This window comes from Paenibacillus sp. P13VS (genome assembly GCF_015143645.1).
Classification (GTDB): Bacteria; Bacillota; Bacilli; order Paenibacillales; family Paenibacillaceae; genus Paenibacillus; species Paenibacillus xylanilyticus_A.
Genome location: NZ_WYEV01000005.1, coordinates 352,947 through 376,295 on the forward strand (window position 1 = coordinate 352,947; position 23,349 = coordinate 376,295).

The 23,349-nt window shown below is 49.4% G+C and carries 18 protein-coding genes; 6 read left to right on the plus strand and 12 right to left on the minus strand.

The window, feature by feature from the left end; all coding sequences use genetic code 11:
* Positions 1-49 precede the first annotated feature (49 nt).
* The gene (locus GUA98_RS15325) at positions 50-1,120 is read right to left on the minus strand and encodes an ABC transporter substrate-binding protein (protein ID WP_153980883.1); all 1,071 of its coding nucleotides are present in this window, start codon (positions 1,118-1,120) and stop codon (positions 50-52) included.
* 236 nt (positions 1,121-1,356) lie between these two features.
* Positions 1,357-1,701 carry a Na-translocating system protein MpsC family protein gene (locus GUA98_RS15330; protein ID WP_095290982.1) on the minus strand — a complete coding sequence of 115 codons (345 nt, stop codon included), beginning with the start codon at positions 1,699-1,701 and terminating at the stop codon, positions 1,357-1,359.
* 359 nt (positions 1,702-2,060) lie between these two features.
* On the opposite strand from GUA98_RS15330, the gene GUA98_RS15335 reads away from it, so the two are divergent.
* Both GUA98_RS15335 and GUA98_RS15340 read left to right on the plus strand, forming a co-directional pair.
* Positions 2,061-2,969 (plus strand): hypothetical protein, encoded by a 909-nt coding sequence (locus tag GUA98_RS15335; protein WP_193723626.1) that lies wholly within the window; start codon positions 2,061-2,063, stop codon positions 2,967-2,969.
* Positions 2,970-3,229: 260 nt separating this feature from the next.
* Positions 3,230-3,973, plus strand: a complete 744-nt coding sequence (locus GUA98_RS15340) for a DUF3105 domain-containing protein (RefSeq protein ID WP_193723627.1) — start codon at positions 3,230-3,232, stop codon at positions 3,971-3,973.
* 186 nt (positions 3,974-4,159) lie between these two features.
* Here GUA98_RS15340 and GUA98_RS15345 read toward each other — a convergent pair whose 3' ends face one another.
* Positions 4,160-5,113, minus strand: coding sequence for a nucleoside hydrolase (locus tag GUA98_RS15345; RefSeq protein ID WP_153980285.1), 954 nt, complete (start codon positions 5,111-5,113; stop codon positions 4,160-4,162).
* Between the two features lie 232 nt (positions 5,114-5,345).
* On the minus strand, positions 5,346-7,580 hold the full coding sequence (locus tag GUA98_RS15350; protein ID WP_193723628.1) for an MMPL family transporter: 2,235 nt from the start codon (positions 7,578-7,580) through the stop codon (positions 5,346-5,348).
* 175 nt (positions 7,581-7,755) lie between these two features.
* On the opposite strand from GUA98_RS15350, the gene GUA98_RS15355 reads away from it, so the two are divergent.
* Positions 7,756-8,379: a TetR/AcrR family transcriptional regulator gene (locus GUA98_RS15355; RefSeq protein WP_193723629.1), complete on the plus strand. Its 624-nt coding sequence runs from the start codon at positions 7,756-7,758 to the stop codon at positions 8,377-8,379.
* A gap of 266 nt (positions 8,380-8,645) precedes the next feature.
* Here GUA98_RS15355 and GUA98_RS15360 read toward each other — a convergent pair whose 3' ends face one another.
* Positions 8,646-9,542: a diacylglycerol/lipid kinase family protein gene (locus GUA98_RS15360; protein ID WP_193723630.1), complete on the minus strand. Its 897-nt coding sequence runs from the start codon at positions 9,540-9,542 to the stop codon at positions 8,646-8,648.
* Between the two features lie 95 nt (positions 9,543-9,637).
* Positions 9,638-10,849 (minus strand): serpin family protein, encoded by a 1,212-nt coding sequence (locus GUA98_RS15365; RefSeq protein WP_193723631.1) that lies wholly within the window; start codon positions 10,847-10,849, stop codon positions 9,638-9,640.
* A gap of 278 nt (positions 10,850-11,127) precedes the next feature.
* Here GUA98_RS15365 and GUA98_RS15370 point away from each other — a divergent pair, with 278 nt between their 5' ends.
* Positions 11,128-11,721, plus strand: a complete 594-nt coding sequence (locus GUA98_RS15370) for a hypothetical protein (protein ID WP_193723632.1) — start codon at positions 11,128-11,130, stop codon at positions 11,719-11,721.
* Between the two features lie 102 nt (positions 11,722-11,823).
* On the opposite strand, the gene GUA98_RS15375 is transcribed toward GUA98_RS15370, so the two are convergent.
* From GUA98_RS15375 to uxaC, 4 genes are all read right to left on the minus strand, one after another.
* The gene (locus tag GUA98_RS15375; RefSeq protein WP_286455894.1) at positions 11,824-13,710 is read right to left on the minus strand and encodes an ABC transporter ATP-binding protein; all 1,887 of its coding nucleotides are present in this window, start codon (positions 13,708-13,710) and stop codon (positions 11,824-11,826) included.
* Positions 13,707-15,434 carry an ABC transporter ATP-binding protein gene (locus GUA98_RS15380; RefSeq protein ID WP_193723633.1) on the minus strand — a complete coding sequence of 576 codons (1,728 nt, stop codon included), beginning with the start codon at positions 15,432-15,434 and terminating at the stop codon, positions 13,707-13,709. Before GUA98_RS15380 ends, GUA98_RS15375 begins: the two co-directional genes overlap by 4 nt.
* The gene (locus GUA98_RS15385; protein WP_127537375.1) at positions 15,431-15,973 is read right to left on the minus strand and encodes a MarR family winged helix-turn-helix transcriptional regulator; all 543 of its coding nucleotides are present in this window, start codon (positions 15,971-15,973) and stop codon (positions 15,431-15,433) included. The genes GUA98_RS15380 and GUA98_RS15385 overlap by 4 nt, the downstream gene beginning before the upstream one ends.
* A gap of 182 nt (positions 15,974-16,155) precedes the next feature.
* Positions 16,156-17,598, minus strand: coding sequence for a glucuronate isomerase (gene uxaC, locus GUA98_RS15390; protein WP_193723634.1), 1,443 nt, complete (start codon positions 17,596-17,598; stop codon positions 16,156-16,158).
* 203 nt (positions 17,599-17,801) lie between these two features.
* Between uxaC and GUA98_RS15395 the strand changes: the two genes are divergently transcribed.
* Positions 17,802-18,551, plus strand: coding sequence for an MBL fold metallo-hydrolase (locus tag GUA98_RS15395; RefSeq protein ID WP_193723635.1), 750 nt, complete (start codon positions 17,802-17,804; stop codon positions 18,549-18,551).
* A 207-nt stretch (positions 18,552-18,758) separates the two neighbouring features.
* Here the strand turns inward: GUA98_RS15395 and GUA98_RS15400 are convergent, their stop codons facing one another.
* Both GUA98_RS15400 and GUA98_RS15405 read right to left on the minus strand, forming a co-directional pair.
* A complete protein-coding gene (locus tag GUA98_RS15400; protein ID WP_193723636.1) occupies positions 18,759-20,231 on the minus strand; it encodes an alpha-amylase in 1,473 nt (490 codons plus the stop codon).
* Between the two features lie 107 nt (positions 20,232-20,338).
* Positions 20,339-22,684 carry a helicase C-terminal domain-containing protein gene (locus GUA98_RS15405; RefSeq protein ID WP_193723637.1) on the minus strand — a complete coding sequence of 782 codons (2,346 nt, stop codon included), beginning with the start codon at positions 22,682-22,684 and terminating at the stop codon, positions 20,339-20,341.
* Between the two features lie 135 nt (positions 22,685-22,819).
* On the opposite strand from GUA98_RS15405, the gene GUA98_RS30165 reads away from it, so the two are divergent.
* Positions 22,820-23,317: an antibiotic biosynthesis monooxygenase family protein gene (locus GUA98_RS30165; RefSeq protein ID WP_127537380.1), complete on the plus strand. Its 498-nt coding sequence runs from the start codon at positions 22,820-22,822 to the stop codon at positions 23,315-23,317.
* The last annotated feature ends 32 nt before the right edge of the window (positions 23,318-23,349 follow it).

The window sequence follows — 23,349 nt, forward strand, 5'->3', positions numbered from 1 at the left end:
TTCGATAAGTCGCTATTTGTCGTTCTTATCTAGCTCTATCCCACGTTTCTTATTGTGCAATTTCGCGGTTCCAACGATCCGTCCAAGCTTTCGCTTGTTGGTTCACGAATTCCATATCCAGCTTGTTGAGCTTCTCAACTACGTCAGCGCCATACGTCACGCCTTCTGCTTCTTCTGCAGTCAATTCAACTTTGGTGTTTACCGGTGAATCCACTTTGGCTTTGGCGGACTTCGCTTGTACATCCTGGCTCAGCTGCCAGTTAATGAACTCTTCGGCGAGCTCTTTGTTTTTGCTGCCTTTCACCACGTTGATTGTATTCATAACTGCATATGCGCCTTCGCTAGGTGCAACAAACTTCGCATTAGGCACAGCTGCTTTCAGATCCTTGAAATACATTTCCATGATCGGTCCGCCTGCAATCTCTTCTTGCGAGAACATGTTCACGAACTCGGACGTTTGGCTGTAGAATTTAACCACATTGCCGCTCAATTCTTTCAGTTTCGTAAATGCCGCATCTTCATTAAATGTATCGTTTCCGGCTACGCGGGAAGCAGCATCCACGACCATTGGGCCTGCTGTTGCCGTAATATTCGGGATTGTCAGGTTATTTTCAAATGCCGGATCCCACAGATCACTCCATGAAGTCACTTCTTTGGAGACGAGGTCAGGATTGTAGGCAATCCCGAGCTGTCCAACGGTGTATGCTGGGCCATAATCTTCGCCAAGTGGTGCTTTGGCAATATCGTAAATATCATTTACATTCGGAATTTTGGAACGATCGATTTTCTCAAACAGACCTTCATCGATACCTTGCTGTGCATAGTAGTCGGAGAGGTAAATGACATCCACATTCGATGTACCTTGACGGATTTTGTTCAGACGCTCAGCGTTGTTACCGACTTCAAGCACGATGTCCACATTATGTTCTTTTTCGAATGGACCAAATACTTCTTCATTGAAGAAATCTTCAGAGAAGCCCCAAGTGGAGATCACCAGTTTGTTCGCTGCTGTTCCCTCACTGCCAGATCCACCTGCCGCATCATCCGTGCTGCTGCCGCAACCTGCAAGTAATACCGATGTCATTGCCACTGCTGCCAAACCGCTAACCCACTTTTTCATCATGATCTTGAATTCCTCCTGAAATGTGTGATGTGTTATAAAAAAACAAAAAGAAAAGCATTCTTGTAAGAACAAGAACACTTTTCTTCGTAAACAAAGGAAAGCGACACCCGCTGCCGGTACATCATTGGTTTCTGCTTCAGAATCAATCCGAAGACAAGACGCCATCATATGAAATTGTTGGGACGATATAATCGAAACGCGCGCATGACCCGAATCGAACCAGTCGATTCACGTTATGCCTGTTCCAGAATGATATTCGTGATGGCCCACTGTGTGGACGCATCGTAATCCCTTAATACAGCTTCAATTGGCAAACCCATGTGCTGCTCGAGCTTCTCCCGGAATTTCTTCTTATATAAGACAGACATGCGGAAGTCCACTTCCAGCTTCAAGCCGGGGGCCTCCCCTTCCAGGGCGTCAGAGCGTGGCGAACGTCGGTGCTTGGCAAAGAAGGTCACAATATTCTGATCCACGGTCACTCTCAGGAGAGTGGTTCCGAAGCCGAATAGTTCCTTCGAAATTTCGTTGTAGTACTGGCACATCTTTTTCTTACTTTCATTACTGTCCAGCAGTTCCATGAATTCACCTTCATCATTTACTACCGTACATTCGACGTGTTAACACGTTTGATTATACATAAATATGAGGTAGGAGGCAACCCAAAAGATATACTTAACATGCAAATAACACATAAAAGCGAACGATGACCAAAAAAACACCGAAATTCATATGCCAATTCCACTGTAAACGAAAACCTTCTACCTGATCACTTCCTATAATATTGTTGCTTGGAAAATCATTTTTGATACACCGTTTGTTTCTTTTGGGAAATTACGGTTATTGATTACGCTGTAAACATAGACAAACTTCGGCATCAAACGTTAAAATGAGACAAAATGTCTATATTACTTAATATATGAAATTGGAGGCCCATCTTATGAAATGCCCGGTATGTAATCATGAAAATGGAAATGCGCATTACTGCGAGAGGTGTGGTACAGATCTGACTCAGTCCCCATCTTCTTCTGCCACTCCCCGTGACCACGAATCAGCTGCTGCAGCAGAATCCGAATATACACGTTGGTCCAGTACGCAAGCAGCACCTTCTCAATCCGTTCCATCCCGTACACCTTCTGCTCCAACACCTCATGACCAGACGTATGACAATTCCGGCCCGAATAACCACGCGTCTGCAGGTGACACCAATCAGTGGAACAATGTCATGCAAAATGAGAAGGTGCAGCAAGCCAAAGAAGTCAGCAAACAGTACATATCCTATTTTGTTAGCGTCCTAGCCCGTCCTTACCAAACGATGAAAACCGTCGGTGATCAACATGCGCTGAATGGATTAATTACGATGGCTCTCATTGCAATCCTGTCCTCTACTTACTTTTTACTTACCTTCAGCCGGTTAGATATGGGTGGTTTATTCGTAGCTGGATTCATCCGCCCGCTGCTGTTTACCGCGATCATCCTGCTTGTGGCTGTAGTACTGATCTACGCTGTACTGAAAATCGAGAAAATCACGTTTCGTCCGAAAACGCTGGTAGCACAGTATGGTGCCCTACTTGTTCCGTCTGTTGCAGCACTTGTGCTCGCGAACTTGTTTATCTTTATTTCATATCCGATCGCGATCTTCCTGCTGGTTGTTTCGTATGTCATTGTTTTTGCAGGCATGAATGCGGTGCTGTTCCAACATCCGCTCAATCGTACGAAGTCAGCCATCGACAGCATGTATACTGTCCTTATTGCCAACGTTGTTTTGCTCTACATTTTGTACCGTTTGCTCGCAGGCTCCATTCTTGGAATTCTGGGCATGATGCTGTCACCATTCGGTCGTCTGTAGTCCGATTTTCATTTCAAAACTCCATCTACGAAGAGACTCCTCTGGTTCTAATCAGAAGAGTCTTTTTTCGTTTCCCGATCCAGGATTGCACTGGCATCTTCGATACACTATAATGTGTAGTGCAAACCTTATGTTTGAATTTACGTACCGGGAACTTCACAGTTTCCTTGAAGAAGGGTTCTCGGCGCAGTTAAACACTACATGATGTAGTGATATTAAAGGCAATTTCCATTTTAGAAAAGAAAGAAGAGGATCAATCGATGAATCACGATATGAATCACATGCAAATGAACCACGAGGCAGGAACATCCTATCTGTGGCTCATTGTAGGGGCAGTCCTGCTGCTGCTCTCCATCGCAGCTTATATTCTAGCTTCGCGTACACAGGGCAAAATACTAAGTCATATGAAGAAGGATGAACGAGCCACCATCAAAAAGAAAACCCGCTCCATCCGGCTGGCTGCACACGCATTGCTCGGTGTTTCCGTCATAATCCTTATTCTGTTCTTCACGCAAGGTGCTTTCGACAAATATGACGTGGCTGATCTTAACGCTAATGCCAACATTGAAGTAACAGATGATCCTTACTATGGTGCAGAGCATACGGAAGACCCTATTGATTACGACATGACCATTCCCACTTCGGGGCCTCATAACCCACATGATATCAAGTTTGGCTTTTACACCGATTTTCCGGGATATCCTTATCTTGTTCACAATCTGGAGCATGGCGATATCATCATCTATTATCGTGAGGACGCCAGCGAAGACCTGAAGGAGCACCTGAAATATCTGACCAAGTTCCGTAAGGCGGGCGCCGGCATACTGGCTGTACCAAACAAGGATATTCCAGAAGGCAGTGAAGTCGTCGTGACGGCCTGGACCAAAACGATGAAGCTGGATACCTTCGACGATGCCAAAGTCGGTACATTTATTAACCGGTACATTAACCAGGGACCAGAGAAAATTCCTCCTTCCGTTCGCCAAGGTGGCGGAACGATGTAATGTTGCTGCTCCATTATTCTTCGAATCCTGGATTCACGGAGTACGCTTGGACCTGCAGCAATGTTTGTGTGATTTAAAATAAAAAAAAGCCGCACGGCAGCACCCGGGAAAAATCCCGGCCACTCTGCCTGCGGCTTTTTATGATCTTCTAATAATAGTCAAAGGACAATGCTTTGGTTGTCTGGATTAGTAGCGCTGCGGAGCAGCCTTTTTACCCAGATCGGTCATATAAGTAAAGAATGCATCCGGATCGGTATCGTACACCAGCTGCACAGGACGTCCGTCCGCTTGCTCTACCGTACGGCCTTGGCTAGGACCATCTGGAATTACGATGCAGTTCACAGTTTTCTTTTTCACGATATCTTCGCGACCCACGGAAGCTGTTGTCAGCACGTCCCACAGATAATATGTGGAGTTGGTTTCACTGTACACCAGTGGCGGGCATCCTGCGTAACAGTTTCCAAGGAAGTCCACGCCTTCGTAGCGGCGCTCTGCTGCCCAGCGATTACGCACAGCAGGTGTAAGAGGGACTTTGTTTGTGCTCTCCAGTGCAACCAGGTCGATCTGGATGCCGCTTTCCCATACACGGTAAGCCGCTTCCGGATCCCAGAATACGTTCCATTCGGCTGTGCCATCATGCTCAGGCTCTTCCACGTTTCCTTTTTCGAACGTACCGCCCATCCACACCAGTTTGTCGATTTTCTCTTCAATGTCTGGTGCTTCGTCAAGTGCACGTGCGAGGTCCGTCAGTGGGCCTGTGAACAAAAGAAGTGTTTTGCCTTCTGTGTTACGAACCTTCTCAATCAGGTGCTGGTGAGCCGGAACAGCTGACAAAGGCGCTTCCATTTTGCCAGATTCATTAAGTATAGGCAGTGCATCTACATAGAAGGAGTGCAATCTCCACGCTGCAGGAAATGGATTTTTACCTCTGGAGTTGGATTTCGATACTTCGACGGAATACGTACCGAAGCGATCAATAATTTTACGACTGGCATCCGTCGCTGGCTCCAAATATCCGTCTGCCGGAATAACTGATACACCTGTAACTTTTACATTATCCATCTGCAGAAGCATGAACAGCGATACGAGGTCATCCACGCCGCCATCATGGTTAAAATACACATTAAGTTGGTTCGTCATTACTTACTTTCATCCTTCCCCTGGTTGTCCCATTGATGTACTTTCATCCGTCAGCCCCTGGACCAACGTTCCCTCTATTATGTCCCAAAACCCTGTTATACGTAAACCATCGCCTCAGAGTTGCCATAAAAAAACGGGCAGTGCTGTTGTTCACACTGCCCGCGTCTTCCAGATCCATGCGCTGCTCATCAAGCAGTAACATGAACCGAACTACCGGAATTCCGACTTCAAATTACATAGAGGAGGACGTTTGCTTCTCTCTTGCTTCCTCGGCAACAGGCTTGTATTTACCTGGCCAGAATGCCCATTTGCCCAACAAGGCTGTAATGGCAGGCACCATGAATGGACGGACAAGGAATGTATCGAGCAGCACGCCCGCTGCCGTAATAATTCCGAACTGCACCAGTACCTGAATAGGCAGTGTTGCCAGTACGGCAAACGTTCCTGCGAGAATCAGACCTGCGGAAGTAATAACAGAACCTGTCTCGCCTACCCCTTCCTTGATCGCTTGGCGTAAAGGCATCGTTTTGCGTTTCTGCCAGATACTTGAGATCATGAAGATGTTATAGTCCTCACCGAGCGCGACCAGGAATACGAATGAATACAGCGGAATCGCACCCTGAATGGCATCTGCACCCAAGCCATAATGGATGATAAGCCATCCGAGACCAAGGGCCGAGAAATAGGAGAGAACCACTGTGGCGATCAGATATGCCGTCGCTACTACGGAGCGCAGGTATAACAAAAGCAGCAATGTAATCATGCCGATGACCACAGGGATAATGATGCTCGCATCCCGCTCTCCGGTCACTTCGATGTCATACTGCTCTGCAGTTTGGCCATCAATCCAGACATGACTGTCCACACTGGTAATTCCTGCGTCAGTTAATGCCTGCTCAGCCGTCGCCCGCAAGTCCGGAATATGCTGCATGGCCTCCATGGAGTACGGATTCAGGTTAAACTCGACATCATAGGCGGTAATGTTGGCATTCTCAGCACCCTGCTGAGCTTCACCCACCTTGCTTACATAATCCAAAGCTTCAAGACGCTGCTTCAGATCGGTTTCCTTGCCCTCTGAATCTATAATGACCTTGGCTGGAGCCAATTCGCCTTGCGAAAACTGTTCCCCAATGACCGTAAATCCTTCACGTGAAGGTACGTCTTCCGGGAAGGAAGACAGCAGGTCATACGTAAATTTGATCTGGCTGGAGAAGGCTGCCAGACCACCGAGCAGTACCAGCGTAATGGCCAGTACAGTCCATGGTTTGGTGATGACTGCGCGACCAATCCAGCTTTCCTTGACTTTGCGCGGAGCCGGAGCTGGTTTGCCTTTTTTCTTGGCACGCTCCACTTCCATTTCGTGCGTACGCGGTACGAACGGGTAGAATGATCCCCGCCCGAAGATGGCAAGCAGTGCCGGAACCAGCGTCAAGCTGGCAATAAACATGATGAAAATGGACAAACTGAATGGAACTGCAAAACGGTGATAGGCACCGTACTCCGCCAGCAGCAGCACGAGCAGGGCTGCAACGACTGTGAATCCACTCATGGCGATCGCACCGGATGATCCGGTGATGGCCTGGAACAACGCCTTCTTTTTATCCGGTTCATGATAGAGAATCTGGCGGAATCTGGAGATCATGAACAGGCAGTAGTCCGTACCTGCTCCGAACAATAATACGGTCATGATGGAGATCGACTGGGCATCCACTGTAATCCAGCCCTGATCGGCCATAAATCCAAGTATCGGACTCGTGACCATGTAGGCGAAACCAACCGCAATAATGGGGATGATTGCCAGTACCGGTGAGCGGTAGATCAGCAGCAGAAGCACCAGGACGAGAATCACCGTTGCAATCAACAGGGATACGTCGGCCGATGAGAATAATCCGCTCGCATCAATGGATATTCCTACAGGTCCGGTGACCCGTGCACTTAGTGCATTGGCATCGTCTATAGCGACATCAAACGGATTGGAACCAAAAATGTCCTCCGTTTTCTGCTCAACCGCCTCAATGCCTTCCTTCAATTGTTCAGAGTCTGCGCCTTCATTGAAGAAAAGCGGCATAACCAACGTACTTCCGTCTTCCGACAGCTGGCCTTGAATAGCTTGTGGTGGCAATTGGTAGAACGGCACAACCGCTTGCTGCTGCTCTACCGGATCCTGATCCAGCCGCTCTGTCAGCGCCTGAATCTGTTCGATCTGCTGGTCCGTCAGCCCGCCGGCCTGATGCCATACAATTAATGCAGGGAGGCCTTCACCACCTGGAAACTCCTTTTGAGCAATGGCAGCTGCCTGGACGGACGGCTTGGAATCACTCAGGTCCTGTGCGTTATTCGTCTCGCGCTCGCCTACGGCTGGCCATACTACGCCGAGTACAACCGCAATAATAATCCATACGAACAGTGTAATCCATTTGGTCCGTTTACCCGCAACCCAGCGGCCGTAGCCCGATCCTTCTTGCATCGTTTCTTCATCTCCTGTTCTGTTTCTATGAAACCGTTTTGTATATGAATTGTAGAAATGAACCACGGGTCATAGTATAATCGAGTTAATTATATATACCGTAAGGTTAATTTTGCAATACTAATTTTTTGAACACTTTATGCCAAGATAATTTTTATGTAAAGAGGTATGCCGCATGACTAAAAAGACTACACCTTCCCGGTCACCCGGAAGACCCAAAGCAGGTACCGATCAGACATCAGTCCAGTCGAAGATACTCATGACTGCTTCGCAGTTATTTATGGAATATGGTTATGAACCCGTCTCTCTTCAGCAGATTGCCACACTATGCCATGTGACCAAGGCGTCCATCTATTATCATTTTTCCAGCAAACCGGAGCTCTTCACTGTCGCCATAACGCGTATGATGGCCATGGGCCAGCAGCAGACGGCTCTTCGTTTGGAAGAGCCCGGCTCCTTGCAGCAGCGACTGGAGAATGTTGCTGCAGCCAAAATGCAGCAGTCCCATGTGGACACGGAAACCATGATGCGTGAAGCCGAGACCTATCTCAATGCTGACCAGCTTGCGCAGATCCGTGAAGCCGAGACACAGATCTTCGATGTTCTCGCCACACATTTCAAACGGGAGATGGACAGCGGTTATTTGCGCTCTGCGAGCCCTATGCTGCTCGCCCAAGCATTCACATCCCTGCTCATGCTCGCGAACCGGGAGGATGTGCGCAGCATGCACGGAAGCATTGAAGACTTGGCTCATGAGCTGGTTTCCTTATTCCTGGACGGAGCCGTTCAGCGAAATTAACGTATACTTTATTGAGATATCAGAATTCAACAGTTTATACAGTGGCATTGATATGGATAGACCATTGCCCAAGCGTTATGACTTTCTAGGAGGTATCACGAATGTCCCAACCAACATCATCACCACGTGTTCCCCGTCAACCACCAATATCATGATGCTATTCTCATGAGTATGTTGGAGCATGAATTCCGTGAACGGCATGCCCCAGGTCAGATGACAGGCCCTGCGCGGCAAGGTAATTGATATATAATGAACCGGAGAAGTGCTTAGTACACATCTCCGGTCAAAAAAGTCAGATGGCCCGCCAGCACCGACAGCTCGGCGGGTGTCTTCATGTACAATTCGCCATCCGTATCAACGGGCATGGGCGCATCCGTCTCCAGCAGCAGGGTTGATGCCTTGAAGTAACTGATACTTTTATTCTGTGGCTGCCACTCTCCCTCCGGTTTGTGCGACAGGATCTCTCGCAGCAGCGGAATGCCCGTCTCATGAATAATGAGGATATCCAGTTCACCATCCTGCAGCGCATCTGGGGCAAATGGAAGTGAATTCGTTCCAAGAAACCGTCCGTTCGCCGCGTAGATCATGACGGCTTCCCCTTCCATCGTTTTGCCGTCAGCCTCCATCCGGTAATGAAAAGGCTCGGTGTTACTAATGGTTTGCAATGTGCTGATGAAGTAGCTCAGCTTACCCAGCGTACCCTTCAGGTTGGAGTTAATATTCTGCGATGTATCACTGATTAATCCAATGCCAAAAAAGTTCGTGAATACCCGATCATTGGCCTGCCCAATATCAATCGAAACAGCATGACCCTCAAGCAGCTGACGTGCCGCAACCTCCACATCCGGTGACAATCCGAGAGAACGTGCAAAATCATTACAGGTCCCTCCAGGCAAAATCCCAATCAGCGGCGGGTTCTGCAGACGGGCCAGTCCATTCACGCATTCATGCACCGTACCGTCCCCACCCAAAATAAAAACGACATCGAACTCTTCCCCGCGATCCCGGCACAAGGCTTCCCCCTCTCCGGGTTCGTCGGTACGTACAACAACAAGCTCACGAACAGCAGGCGCAAGTACTCCGGCTGCAGTACCTACAGCATCCGCACGATTCGCTTTTCCGGCATGATTGTGATGAATTAACAGTGCTTTGTTAAATGCCATCGCTCTCTTCCTCCATTCTAATGCTTGTTTACCCTTTAGCCGTCAAGGTTGAAGCAGTAGCGAAAGAGCCTATACTTCTACTTACAGCTCAGACGTCAGTCGGAAGCGACCTGTTCAGGCTGCTGGATGGCTCCGGCGAAAACCCATGCTCCAGTTGAATCATCCACCACAGCAACCATGAATGGACGATTAACCTCCATCTGGACACGATCCGTAGGTGGCGCACTCCCTGCTCTCATATCCAAGAGGGTAGAAGCGGCTGCTACGGTTCCTTGCTCACTCACTTCCATCACAGCTCGGTGGATGATTTGGCCAATATAGGCCTGCCAGTCCGGTCCACGCGGGATCATGTTTGTAAAATCAGCAGCATGTGGATCAAAAGCCTTCTCTATCCCAAGCTGCCGCATGGCTTCTTTTAAATGAACGCCATACTCGGCTCGAAAGCGGGGCAAAGACAAGTCTACCGACCTGAAGTCAGATGGTTCATTCAGCTTTTGGGGATGATCCTCCAGCTGCAGCTGGATTTCTTCCAACGTATGACCCTCCCGGGGCAATACAACCAGCATATACATTTGTTCATCCCCATAGGGAAGCCGAATAGCCTGCCAATCCTCATTCTCCGTGTAATGAAACTGCTTCGATTGATGCATCATCGGCACAGACTTCGTGCTTCCATTTGCGAGCCGGAAATCGCCATCTTTTGTATACTCAGGTTGAAATTCATTCGTCCAGTTGCCGTCAAAGGCTATGGCATTCACCAAAATCATGAGCGTTTCCGCTGCAGGTGATTCCTGCATCAATTGTGGGATCCTGCCACGAGTATGCTCTTCCACCCAACGATTAATTTCATCTTTGGCCTGTTCAGGTTGTGTATGTAATGGCCTGAATTCGGCTTCAAATGTTTGCTGTAATTTAGCCTTATACTCATCTTCTACTGTGACTCCGTTCTTAATCCACACCGCATTGGCAATTTCAATCTCTATTTCAGAGCCAGGATGCATCAATAATTGATACAGTGCTGCTTGCGTAGTGTTTAATTGCTCATCATCCCGTCCTGACCAACCCATCGCTTCTGCCATTTCCCGCCTTGTTTCTCCCTCACTGCCAAGGTACGCCATGCCCATCCCCACTGAGATACTATATGGAGAGATCAGCAGATTCTTCCCGCTCGATGCCTCCTGTGCTCCAAGCTCTCTGATCAGCTGCAGCCCCAATCGGTTCATCGCCTCAATCTGTTTCGGCTCGATTTTCTTCAGAAGTGCATTCCGTTCATCAGCGGATAATTCCTGATTGGTACTGGATTCCACCTTGTCCTTCCCCTCCTGTGCTGAACAGCTTGTAATGAACAGCCAACATACACAACATAATAACAGGTGTACATATAACCGTGTATGCATCGTAATCCCCTCACATCCGTAATAAATAGAAATCGTACATGGTTAATGAGTATTTTCCTTTTTTTACTAAACGCATGGTAGAGGGAAAAGGTTACTTCACACTCCATAATCACCCCCACGGGGGAAACGCCATTCAAAAGGAGCTAAATCGGTTATATCTATACCATATACGAATGGAGGGATTTCCTATGATTCCGGCAACGTTGGAACAATTGGAGCAAGTCCGCAAGGAATGCCGCACGATGGTCCGCAAGAGAGCAACCGCTTCTGCTGGTACTACACTTGTCCCGTTACCCGGTACAGACGTGCTGGCTGATGTGGGGATGCTTATGCAGCTATTGCCTGCCATTAACAATAAATTCGGACTGTCGCAAAAACAGCTCGACGGCATGGACCCCGAGACCAAATCCATGATTTACGGATTCGTCATGTCTATCGGAAGCAAAGTCATCGGACGCATGGTAACGAAGGAGCTTGTCGTTCAGGTACTGAAGCGGGTCGGCGTACGCGTAGCCACCAAATCCGTAGCCAAGTTCGTTCCACTTGCAGGCCAAGGTCTAGCCGCAGCTCTCAGCTTCACAGCCATGCGTTATGTGGGTAACAAACATGTCGATGACTGTTATGAGGTCGTGAAACGTATGCTTGAACAGCGTGAGCAAATTCCGGGCGAACCCGCCCCGTCAGCTCTTCAAGAAGCGAACACGGACGCAAAGCCTGAAGAGAAGGGCGATTCCAGTGATGACGCAGATCGTACAGCCGTGGTGGAATCCAAAGACAAGTAATTCATTTTCAACCAGGCGGCAAAAGGATACGACACAGCAAATAAGCCGGGCTCCCAACAGGGAGTCCGGCTTATTTCTATATCATTGTATGCATCCGTTCAATTAGATGGCCTGGGGCTGCTGCTCAGCAAACTGGCTGTTGTACAGATCCGCGTAGAATCCTTGCTGTGCCATCAATTCATCATGGTTGCCCTGTTCAATCACATTACCGTGATCCATGACAAGGATGAGATCCGCCCCGCGAATGGTAGACAAGCGGTGAGCAATGACGAAGCTCGTGCGATCCTTCATCAGATCATTCATTGCTTTCTGAATAAATACCTCAGTCCGGGTATCCACGCTGCTCGTTGCTTCATCCAGAATAAGAATGGACGGATTCGCCAAGATGGCTCTTGCAATCGTCAGCAGCTGTTTCTGTCCCTGAGAGATATTGGATGCTTCTTCGTTCAGCACGGTATCATAGCCATCCGGCAGCGTACGAATAAAGTGATCGGCATGGGCCGCATCTGCCGCCTTAACCACTTCTGCTTCGGTTGCACCCTCACGTCCATACGCGATGTTGTCCCGAATGGTTCCGTTAAACAGCCATGTATCCTGAAGCACCATTCCGAACAGACTGCGCAGCTTGCCGCGTTCCATGTCCCGGATATCGACACCGTCGATCGTGATTTTCCCATCCTGAATTTCGTAGAAACGCATCAACAGGTTGATCAGTGTTGTCTTACCCGCGCCGGTTGGTCCTACGATGGCCACGGTTTGACCCGGCTTAACATCGATGTTCATATTTTTAATAAGCAGTTCATCCGGTTTATATCCAAAATTAACGCCTTGGAACGCAACCGCTCCTTGAGGCTGCTGTAATTGTACTGGCTTGTTGGACTCTGGTACCTCTTCCTCTTCATCCAGCAGCTCGAACACCCGCTCTGCCGAAGCGATCGTGGACTGAATGATATTGGAGATGTTGGCAATCTGGTTAATCGGTTGTGTGAATTGACGAGAGTACTGCGTGAACGCCAGAATATCCCCGATCGAGATAGCGCCGCGTGTAACAAAGATCCCGCCGACCACACAGATCAGAACATAACCCAGGTTACCGACAAAACTCATAAGCGGCATGATGATCCCTGAGATAAATTGAGCCTTCCAGCCCGATTCATACAGCTCTTCATTGACTTTCTCGAATTGCTGTACCGATTGTTCTTCGCGTCCAAATGCTTTTACGACCTTGTGTCCAGTGTACATTTCCTCGACATGTCCGTTCAGCTCACCCAGTGATTTCTGCTGTCCCGCAAAATGCTTTTGTGAACGGGATGCCACCAGCATCACAACGATTACACTGAGTGGCAGCGTCAAAATGGTGATCAGTGTCATCCATGGACTAATCGTCAGCATCATGATAATTACGCCGACAATGGTTACGACAGAAGTAATAAACTGGGCCAAACTCTGCTGAAGCGTATTACTGATGTTATCCACATCATTGGTTGCCCGGCTGAGCGTCTCCCCGTGGGTACGGGAGTCAAAGTATTTCAGTGGCAGCCGGCCCACTTTGGCGCTGATCTGCTCACGCATGTCATAGACCACTCGCTGAGCAACACCAGCCATCAGGTATTGTTGAATATACATAAATGCTGCACTGAACAGGTACAACCCCAAGAGCAGGTACAACACTTTCATTAATGCAGGAAAATCAATACCTGCACCCTGTATGCCCTGCAGAATAGCAATGGCGCCTTGGCTCAGTATATCGGTTCCTTCAGCCATAACCTTTGGACTGATAATGCTGAACACGGTACTGAGGATTGCAGCTACCAATACACCGAGCAGACGATATCGGTGTGGCTGGAGATACTTGATCAGCCGCCGCAGGGTACCCTTGAAGTCCTTCGGCTTTTCGCCCGGAGGACGCATGCCCATACCGCCACCTGGGTGACCTGGTCCGCCAGAGGGGCGAGGTGCTCTGCTTTTATGTTCGGTACGCTCACTCATGCGATCTCCTCCTCTGTCAGCTGGGATGATACGATCTCGCGATACACTTCATTATTCGCAAGCAGTTCCTTATGGGTACCGGAGCCAACAATGCGTCCTTCATCCATAACCAGAATGCGATCTGCATCCATAACTGTACTTACTCGCTGTGCAACAATCAGCACCGCCGCTTCGGTCGTTTCGGATTTCAGCGCAGCACGAAGTTTGGCATCGGTTTTGAAATCCAAAGCGGAGAAGCTGTCGTCGAAAATATACACTTCCGGGCGACGAACAAGTGCGCGTGCAATGGACAAACGCTGTTTCTGTCCACCAGAAACGTTATTACCACCTTGAGCAATAAGGCTGTCATACCCGTCCTTCATCTCGGAGATGAAGTTCTCGGCCTGAGCGGTCCGGGCTGCATGAACGATTTCCTCCATCGTGGCATCTTCTTTCCCGTGGCGGATATTCTCCGCAATCGTTCCCGTGAAGAGGACGGCCTTTTGTGGCACAAAGCCAATTTTCGCGCGTAAATCTTCCTGACTGATTTCACGTACATCCGTACCGTTCACCCGCACACTGCCTTCTGTTACATCATAGAAACGGGGAATAAGGCTGAGCAGCGTGGATTTCCCTGATCCTGTACCACCAATAATGGCTGTGGTCTCTCCCGGACGGGCCGTAAACGAAATACCCGACAATGCCGCATTCTCTGCTCCCGGATAACGGAAGGTCACATTGTCGAATTCAATGGTGCCCTGCAGGGATTTCATGCCACGAGGCTGCTCTGGATCACTAAGGTCAGGCTGCATATCCAGCACTTCGTTGATCCGTTCTGCGGATGCAGAAGCTCTTGGAATCATGACAAAAATAATGGAAACCATAATCAGTGAGAACATGATCTGCATCGCGTACTGGATAAACGCAATCAGGGAACCAATGTCCATGTTTCCACTGTCTATGCGCTGTCCTCCGAAGTATAGAATGGCGATCATGGAGAAGTTCATGACAAGCATCATAACAGGCATCAATGTCGCCATCAGAACGTTAACTTTGATCGAAGCATCTCTCAGATCCGTATTCGCTCCGTTAAAACGAACGCGTTCATGTTCTCCGCGGTTGAAGGAACGAACGACACGAATACCTGTTAATTGCTCACGCAGAACCAAATTCAGCCGGTCCAGCTTTTTTTGGATTTGTTTAAATAGCGGAAGACCCTTGGCTCCAATCAGTGCAATCGCACCCGCCAGTACAGGCAGCACGACCAGGAAGATCGTGGACAATTTGGCGTCCTGGGATACCGCCATGAAGATACCACCGATACACATCATCGGAGCCATAATCATCATGCGCAGCATCATCGTTAATACGTTCTGAACCTGCGTAATGTCATTCGTCGTACGGGTGATCAGTGATGCGGTGCCTAGCTTATCAAATTCCTGCAGCGAGAAATTCTCCACGTGGCGGAAAACCCGGCTGCGCAGCTGCTTGGCAAATCCGCCCGCTGTACGGGAAGACAGGTAACTGGCCAATACGGAACAGGCCGTACCCCCAATCGCAATGACAAGCATCCAGCCGCCAATTTGCCAAATGTACGGAACATTACCCTTGACGATACCATCATTGACGATATCGGCCATCAAGGTTGGCAGGTACAGCTCGGCGAGTGATTGCAGCAGTACCAGACCCAAAATGAAGATAATGGGGATTTGATAAGGCTTGAGCATGCGAAACAGTTTCATCATGGCGTATCATCTCCTTCGGTTGAATGCTCCTTTTGCTGGGAAGCGAGCGAGTCAAAAAAGCTATATACTTTCGTCAGCAGCTCGGCTAACTGGGTACTGTCTTCCTCTCCCAGATGCTCAACCAATCTGTTGAATATCTGCATGCGCTCGTCATGAGCAGCCCGAATGATATCACGGCCTGCTTCCGTAATCGTAATACGCACGGCACGGCGATCATCAGGGTCCATGGTTCGCTTGACCAGTCCCTCATCCTCAAGCCCACGGATGACTGGGGTAATCGTCGGTGATTTTACTCGCAGCAATGCACTGATCTCCGATACTTTCAGTCCTGGATGATCTTCATTCAATTCGCTGTGAAAATCGGGGGGATTATCTCTCCAATCCAGACGCTCTCCCGGATGTGAACCGTGGAGCAAACAGGCCAATACCATAATTTCATTATGGTTGCGCCCGTGGGGCTTATGCTGTCTCCATTTGCCTTTATTAAACTGCATAATGGAATACAGCAGCTTTTGGGCCACTGGATCCAGACCTGTCATATGGCGTTCCTCCTTTTTGCATTCTCAATGAATTCTCAATTAACATAGGATCACTATTAAATAGTATATCAATTAATTAGGTATCCTAATTATATTTTCGTCAGCGGAGGAAGTCAAATAGGTAAATGACACCACAAAAAAACCGCGGCAAATTGCCACGGTTTCGAAAAGTTCAATGTTAATCAGGACTGCGAAGCAGATACGGTTTTGAGGGAAGGCGAGAAGGGGAAGTACTCCTTGGCATTGTTGTAGGCAATGCCTTGAACCATCTGTCCAAGCAATTCCATATCGTGCGGCGCCTCTCCTTGCTCCACCCATTCCCCGATCAGGTTGCAGACCAGACGGCGGAAATATTCGTGCCTTGTGTAGGAAAGGAAGCTGCGAGAGTCTGTCAGCATCCCCACAAAACGGCTCAGCAAACCAACGTTGGCCAGCGCTCTCATCTGAGCGAGCATGCCATCCTTGGTATCGTTGAACCACCATGCTGCACCCAGCTGAATTTTGCCTGGTATACCGCCGCCCTGGAAACTGCCGACAATGGCAGCCAGCACTTCATTATCCCGCGGATTCAAGGAATATAGAATGGTTTTGGGCAGTGCTTTCTCCTGCTCCAGTGCGTCCAGCAGACCGATCATCGCAGAAGAGAGCGGCGTATCATTCACCGCATCATATCCGGTATCCGGTCCAAGCTGAGCGAACATCCGGCTGTTATTATTACGGGCTGCATTCATATGGAACTGCATCACCCAGCCCCGCTCCGCATATAGCTTGCCCAGGAAGGTCAGTGTAACGGTCTTGTACTTGTCCTCTTCCTCACGGCTTACTTGATGACCTGCGAGTGCTTTGGCAAAAATGGCTGCCGCTTCTTCCCGTGTTGCCTTGCCATATGGCACATAGTCCAGTGCATGGTCGGAAACTCGGCCACCCACGGAATGGAAAAACTCCACCCGGGATTCCAGCGCAGAGAGGAATGAATCATAATCAGAGATTGCTGTACCCGAAGCCTGAGATAGCTTGCTTACCCATTCGATGAAGGTATCCCGGTTCAGTTCAAGCCCCTTATCCGGACGGAAAGAAGGCAGCACAGCTGTATCAAAGCCTTCGATTTCCTGAATTTTCAGATGATATTCCAGTGAATCACAAGGATCATCGGTCGTGCACACAACCGTGACATTGGATTTCGTGATCAGGTCACGTGCACCAAATCCTTCACTGTTCAGCTTGGCATTTACTTTTCCCCAGATTCCTGGAGCACTGCTCTCATTCAACACTTCATATACCCCGAAGTACCGCTGCAATTCCAGGTGGGACCAGGCATATAACGGGTTGCCGATCATCATGGGTACCGTTTTGGCATAAGCCAGGAAACGATCGTAATCGGTCACGCCCTCACCACCAGTGATGTACTGCTCTTCGATACCGTTTGCCCGCATTAACCGCCACTTGTAGTGATCCCCGTACAACCAGGCTTCCGTAATATTGCCAAAGGTCTTGTTCTCGTAGATCTCCTGTGGACTAAGATGGCAGTGGTAGTCAATAATCGGCATGTGCTTGGCGTAATCCTCATATAACTTGACGGCTGTCTCATTGTGCAGCAAAAATTGTTCATCCAAAAAAGACTTCATTCGCTTCGCACGCTCCCTTTGGGTGAGTTTACGTTCATATGGGTACACTTCCCATCTTAACGCTACACTGTTTCCTATCAAAGTTCAATAAAAAATGATAGCGTATTCAAAAAAGGTTGATTTAGGCATATGCCCCCGAACAAGATATACTGGTTTTAATGAACGATATGCTGATCTGAAGATCATACAAGGAGTTGAAATCGTTGAAGATTACATTTCTGGGCACAGGGGACATGTTCAGCGTAGAGCAGCATCACAATAGCATGCTCGCCGAATTTGGAGGCACGCATCTGGTCATTGATTTTCCGGAATCGAATGCCAAAGCGCTCAAAGAGGTTGGGTTCCCCATGACTGATATCCATAATGTATTTATCACACATTTGCATGAAGACCACATTAACGGTGTACAGATGCTCGGATACTATTCGCAAATTGTGGGTGACCGCAAACCGCGCCTGTTTATCCACGAACAGCTGGTCGAGCCGCTATGGAGCATCTTATCTCCAGGCATGCGCTACACCACTGATGGCGAGCGTACAATGAGCGATTATTATGATATCGTTCCACTGCCGGATGGAGGCACATTCGAGCTGGGCGGCGTGACGTTTGAGACATTCCGTACACAGCACGTTCCGGGCATGATCAGCAATGGTATTGCTGCGAAGCCCTACTTCTACTACAGTGCAGATAGTACACTGGATCAGGAACGGGTTGAACAGGCTGCCGCAGATGTGCAGCTGATCTTCCATGAATGCCATATGCATGATTTGGTAATCAAATCTCATACCTCGCTGAAGGACCTTGAACAACTGCCTGCGGAAGTAAGGCAAAAGACCGTCTTAATGCATTATCATGACGAATATGCAGATGCGAGTACCCGGGAACGGTTCAACCGCGAGCATGACCTGCGCATGGTCGGCACACTGGAATCGTTTGAGCTGGATGAGAAATAAGATATGTATGGGATGCTCCGAGTAGCTTCAGGAGCTGTAGCATCGTTTTACTAGAAGACGAGGTAGCCTTCGTCCACGTTCCCAAATGGGGCCGGATAGAGGCTGCCTTCATTAACACAATCATAAAAGCTGGACCCAGCAAAAAACCACCTGCAGGCATTCCATCGCCATTTCAGGTGGTTTCGTTGTCTATATTTATCCTCAAGCTTACGCAGTTGTACTCTCTTCATCAGGCAAAGCCCATACGGATAAACCTCCGCCACACACATGGAACGTAGCCCAACCGTCCTTCTCAATGGTGATGCTATCCTCGCAGCTGTGCGTCAGATCGATCCATACTTCACCGGCACGATGTTCGCCGACAAACATTCGTTTCTCGCCATCATCCCCGTTGGAGACCACCACCGCGCAACCGGAGCCCTCGATTTCTTCCATGCCGCGGCGTACCCATCCAATGGTATTGGGATGATCGAAATAATCCTCCTGCTCGCCATAAGCTTTGTTATAACGGGCAGACAGCAGGATATCCAGAATCTCCTTTTTGCCCTCCACCGGCTCAGGACCGCCAATACCGTAATAATCGCCGTAAAAGACAACCGGATACCCATCACGACGCAGCAGGGTCAATGCATACGCGCTGGGTTTAAACCAGTCGCCAATCCACGATTCCAGTGCTTCATGCGGCTGGGAATCATGATTATCGACAAACGTTACGGCATGCGTTGGGTGTGTCTGAACGAGCGTATCATCGAAAATTTTGGAAAGGTCGAAGTCTCTGCCTGCCAGGGATGCCTCATGCAGCTTGTAGTGAAGGGACACATCGAACAGGTCGATCTGATAATCCACCGTATCCAGGAATTGACGGCAGGCATCCAGATTGGAATTCCAGAACTCTCCTACGATGTAGAAGTCCTGCCCCCGCTTGCGAATCATCTCTGCTGCAAATTCCTTGATGAATTCATGGTTGATATGCTTGATCGCATCCAGGCGGAAACCACTGCATTGCAGCGTATCGATCAGCCATTTTCCCCATTGCAGCATCTCCTTGCGGACCTCCGGGTGATTGTAGTCGATATTGGCGAACATCAGATAATCATAGTTGCCGAACTCGTCATCGACATTTTCACTCCAGTTCTTATTCTCTCCTGCAATACGGAATATGCCGCTGCGCTCTGTCTTGGCATCAAAGTCCGTACCGTTAAAGTGCTCGGAGGTCCACTTGAAAGAGGAGTACTGGTCGCCACGACCCGGAAACGTAAATTTGGTCCAGCCTTCGATCTCAAACGGTTTGGATATCTCCTTCGTCCGGTCGTTAGGGTCCACTTCAATAACTTTAAAAAATTCCTTCTCGTCGGCACCAGCCTTGTGGTTCATCACCAGGTCGACATAGACGGCAACACCGTTTTTCTGACACTCGGCAATGGCATCCACCAATTCCTGTTTGGTACCGTACTTCGTCCGCACACTGCCCTTCTGGTCGAACTCCCCGAGATCGTACAGATCATAGACACCATATCCGGTATCCTCCGGGGTAATGGCTTTGGTCACAGGGGGCACCCATACCGAATCAATGCCTTTGGCTTTCAGCTCCGGAGCCATTTGGGCCAGTCGTTTCCAATGCTTACCGTCTGCAGCCAAATGCCATTCAAAAAACTGCATCATCGTATGATTTCTTTTCATCAAAAACCGACCTCCTTGATTGCTTTCGAAGCGGACGTTGGAACGGATATGTATTCGCCCTTGTTCGTTCGTTTGCTATCCAAGTAATACCCTTTTTGGCCTATGCTTCAATCACCCGCAGAGAAGTTTCCGGTTGAAGGGGAGATGCGCTTGTAGTCCAGCCACTCCTCGGGCAGAAGGGAACGATACGGCTCCTGGGTGAACCGATCATCCACCAATACGAGTACGCCCGTATCCTCTTCCGTCCGAATCAGCCTGCCGCCTGCCTGCAGCACCTTGTTCATCCCCGGAAAAACATAAGCATAATTGAAGCCATTGCGTCCTGAGCGGTCAAAATAGTCACGAAGCACGTTGTTTTCGAGTCCAATCTGGGGAAGCCCTGCACCGACCACAACGACCCCATTGAGACGATCTCCCGGCAGATCCACCCCTTCTGAAAATACGCCGCCCATCACGGCGAATACGAGCCTGGTTCGTTCCGGATGCGGCTGGAATGCATTCAGGAATGCCTCCCTTTCCAGCTCATTCATGCCCTGTTCCTGCATGACCGTATCGGCCTCACCAGGAAGCTGCATGTAGGTCTCGTAGACTTCACGCATATACGGATACGACGGGAAAAAGACAAGCAGGTTGCTCCGCGGCCACTCGGATACGAGCTGATGCAGCATGCTCGCAATCGGCTGCCTGGAACGCTGCCGATCCTTGTAGCGAATGGACAAGGGAAGCAGTCTTACATCCAATTGCTCCCGCTGAAAGGGTGAAGGGATACGCAGCGTGTAGTCCTCTTCCTCTGCACCCAGCATGTCCCGGTAATAACCCAGTGGTGACAAGGTTGCCGAGAAATGAATGATGGAACGGAACCCTTTCGCTGTCTGACGGAGCAGCACGGATGGATCAAGACAGAACAGCTTCACTCTCACTTCGCTTCGCACACATTCGGCATACGTGACGAATCGTTCATCATACAGCTTGGCGATACGCAGGAAGTTCTGGGCTGTGAAGTAGGCATCCAGCAGCAGTTGATCCGTCTCGGCATTTCCCGAACCACCTTCCACAAGATTCTGCTCCGCAACCATGACAAAGGGCTCCAGCAATTCAATCAGTTCCTCCGGAGCCTCCTGCTGCAGCAGCTTACCCTCTTCTCCTCCGTTTTTGCGCAGGGTGATCAGGTACTTATCGATGGCTCCCGCATGGTCTGTAATGGCCTTCGCAGCAGCGACACTGCTGCCCAGCGTCTTAAACTCCCTTTTGACATCCAGAAAAACAGCCTTCTCCAGCTCAGCGGAGAACATCATGCGGCCGCGATCGACCAGATTATGCGCCTCATCGACCAGCAGCACCGTCTTGCGTTTCTGCTCCTCCAGCATGCGTTTGAGGGAAATACGCGGGTCGAAAATGTAGTTATAGTCACAGATGACTGCATCGGCCGCATATGCCGCATCCAGTGAAAATTCGAACGGACACACCCGGTGCTTGCGCGCGTACTGTTCAATGACTGGGCGTGTCATCAATGTTTCATGCTCCAGCATATCCAGCACTGCCCCATTAATGCGATCATAATACCCTTCGCACATGCCGCACTGTCCGGTATCACAAGCTTCCTCATCCTTGAAGCAGATCTTGTCCTTGGCAGTCAGGCTGATCACATGCATATTCAGTCCTTCCGCCTGCATTCTGGCAAAAGCCTCTTCTGCCGCAACACGAGTCGTCGTTCTTGCCGTCAGGTAGAACAATCGACTGGCTTCGCCTTCACCAATGGCCTTCACTGCGGGAAATAAGACGGACATTGTTTTCCCAATTCCGGTTGGTGCCTTGGCCATCAGTCCCTTGCCTTCACGGATAGTCTGATATACTGCGCCTGCCAGCTTGCGCTGCCCTTCCCGATATTTGCGAAAGGGAAACGGCAGTTCTTTAACCGTGACATCGCGCTTCTCTTCATATGCAGCAATCATCTCGGCATAAGGAGCATATCCGGCAATGACCTCAGCAGCAAATTGCTCAAGCTCCTCACGTTCGAGCATGCGCCGATATCTTCTCTCCTGACTATTCACAGTCTGCACATAGGTAAGCTGTACCTGCATTCTTGGCTCATCATGCTGAACGGCATACATATATGCATACATGATGGCCTGCGCCCAGTGGACCGGAAGTCCGTCGCCCAGATCATCCAGGTTGCCGGCTGTTGATTTGATCTCATCCACAGTGAGCTGACCCTCCAGACGAATCAGACCATCACATCGCCCTTCAACTACATAGACCAGGTCTCCATGCCGGATTTCAGCTTCAAGCACAACTTCTTTCAGATCATCTTCCCTATAATCCTTCTGCACCCGCTGATGAATTCGGGTTCCTTCCTGCATGGATGCATTGGAACGGAATCCGGGACGAATACTGCCGCTGCGATATACATATTCAACCAAAGGCCTGACTGATATTCGAATGGTATTTGTCATACGATCACCCGTTCTGTTTTAGTCCTTTTACTTTATCATGAAAAGACCTGGCCAAACCAGCCATTCTGCAGATTGGACTCGTCCCTCCCCATATGCTATGTTGAAGAGGAACGTACATTTAAGGAGGCAGCTTCCATGTATATTTATTTGGTTCCTTCCCCGATTCCGGACGTGCTCGCTGCATATCCGCATCTGACCTTGCGGAGCGAAGAGCAGGTTCGTCTTGCCATCGAAACGTCTGAACGTCTGCTTCATATTGAGTCGGATGATAGCGTAGCCGCATATGAGGCATTTGATGCCGCAGGCTCCTGGACAGGCGGCAGCTTTGCGGTTTTGAATAATATCCCGGTGACGGAAGACGGCCGCGGTGACTTCGAGGATCGGTTCAAAAACCGTGCACGCAAAGTGGAGGACGAGCCAGGTTTTGTCGGTATCCGGGTGCTTCGTCCCCTGAAAGATGATACGTATGTTGTACTTACCCTGTGGGAGTCAGAGGATCACTTCAAAAGCTGGCAGCAGTCTCAGGCCTATAATCATGCCCACCGCAACCGCAGTACAAGTGAAGGGCTGACCGCCCAGAAACCAGCCATGTTTCCAAGAGCCTCTTATGTCACGACATATACAATAGAATAATGGGAACCTGATAGACTCAAGCGCCCATCGAG